The organism is Acidaminococcus sp. AM05-11 (assembly GCF_003472805.1).
GTDB lineage: Bacteria > Bacillota > Negativicutes > Acidaminococcales > Acidaminococcaceae > Acidaminococcus > Acidaminococcus hominis.
In genome coordinates this window covers 1-1,433 of record NZ_QRMX01000066.1, presented here as the reverse complement: position 1 = coordinate 1,433, position 1,433 = coordinate 1, and the positions used below count along the sequence as shown (strand labels likewise).

Below are 1,433 nucleotides of genomic sequence, written 5' to 3'. Positions count from 1 at the left end.
ACTAGCTTTGATTTTTTTACTTCGTTGTCTCGAAGTGACTCGATCTCATCACCATAAAGGTGACTTGACCCGCACATCTGTCAATCAATATTCAGTTTTCAAAGTTCTTCCATCGCTTCTTGTTCATCAACGACTTTGATAGTTTAGCAAACTCAGAAGATTTTGTCAACTACTTTTTTTTGAAGCTAATTTCTCAAACAAGCAGCTGTTCTGGTTTGCCATTGCTTCCCCGTGAGAAAGCTTATTTATAATAGCATAACTCCCCCACACCGTCAATAGGTTTTTAAAACTTTTTTGTATAAATGATACAATTTGGAGGTAAAAGAGGAATTGCGGCCCCCAGACGGCAGTTAAAAAGCGGTAAATAAGGAGAAAAGACCTGCCTGCCCCTATAGGAGTAGACAAGCCTTTTGAGAGCAGCAGCAAAGAAAATCGCTGCCAAAATACCATGAGAAATTTACATACGCTCAAACGTTTGAGAGCAATGTGAATTTCGCAGCACTTCCTGGATTGAAAGTGCGCGTGAAGCCCATGCGCCTCGTCATTTACAATTGCTTTATTTCCCCAGTGGCGCTTAGCATTGCCCTTCACCTGCCCTCAAACTGCAATAGCTCTCGCCGAGCAATCCCTTTGCCAGGGTGTGAAACTGCAAAGCAAAACGTAATTACTCCACCGGGATTTGTTAGTAGCATTATAACTGATTGGCGAGAAAAATGCCAGTTCTGCTAACTTTTTCGTGGTTGAGCTACCCCCAGGCCAGTACTGGCCCCGGCCAACCGTACAAAGGTTAAAAATGCGAGGGATATCCCCTACTTCGCCAAAAGTTTGCGGACCGCACGACCAAAAATCCGAAATCCCCCGCACCACGCCAAAAGTCCGCTGACCACTCGACCAAAAAATCCGGTACAGAGTTTTCTACAGCTAAAAGTCAGCCCCGCTGACTTTTCCGTGGTTGAGCTACCGTCCTTCATGTACTAGCCCCAAAAGGGGACAAGCGTTTCCCTTTGGGGAAATGCCGCATAGCGGCAATGGGGGATACCCGCACCACACCAAAAGTTTGCTGACCGCACGACCTAAAAACATTTTTCTCTTGTTTAAAGCATATTCCGTTCTTAGGCCACCTGCACGGTGTTTTTCTTCCACCCTACCGCAGAATTTAGGCTGTCTTGCCGTCGATACTTGCCACCCTGTTCATGCGTGCCCATACCTTCATTGGCACACTGAAAGAGATTTAAAACAATATATATCGGTTGAAAGCTGCTAGATTCACTCTGCCGGTTCTACAGATCCGGCAGAGCTTTTAAAAAGCACCTGGACTAATAGTCCGGAAGGGTGGCCTAAAAAGTCCGTGCAGATGGCCTAGTTGCTCCGGTTTATGCATTTGAATATACCGATACGATTTTGCCATGTGCACGGACTTTTTTTACCACTCT

At 45.5% G+C, this 1,433-nt stretch carries 1 protein-coding gene; it reads right to left on the bottom strand.

Annotated elements, in window-relative coordinates; all coding sequences use genetic code 11:
• Positions 1 to 165: 165 nt before the first annotated feature.
• Positions 166 to 591, bottom strand: coding sequence for a hypothetical protein (locus tag DW089_RS11535; protein ID WP_105327532.1), 426 nt, complete (start codon positions 589 to 591; stop codon positions 166 to 168).
• Between the last annotated feature and the right edge of the window lie 842 nt (positions 592 to 1,433).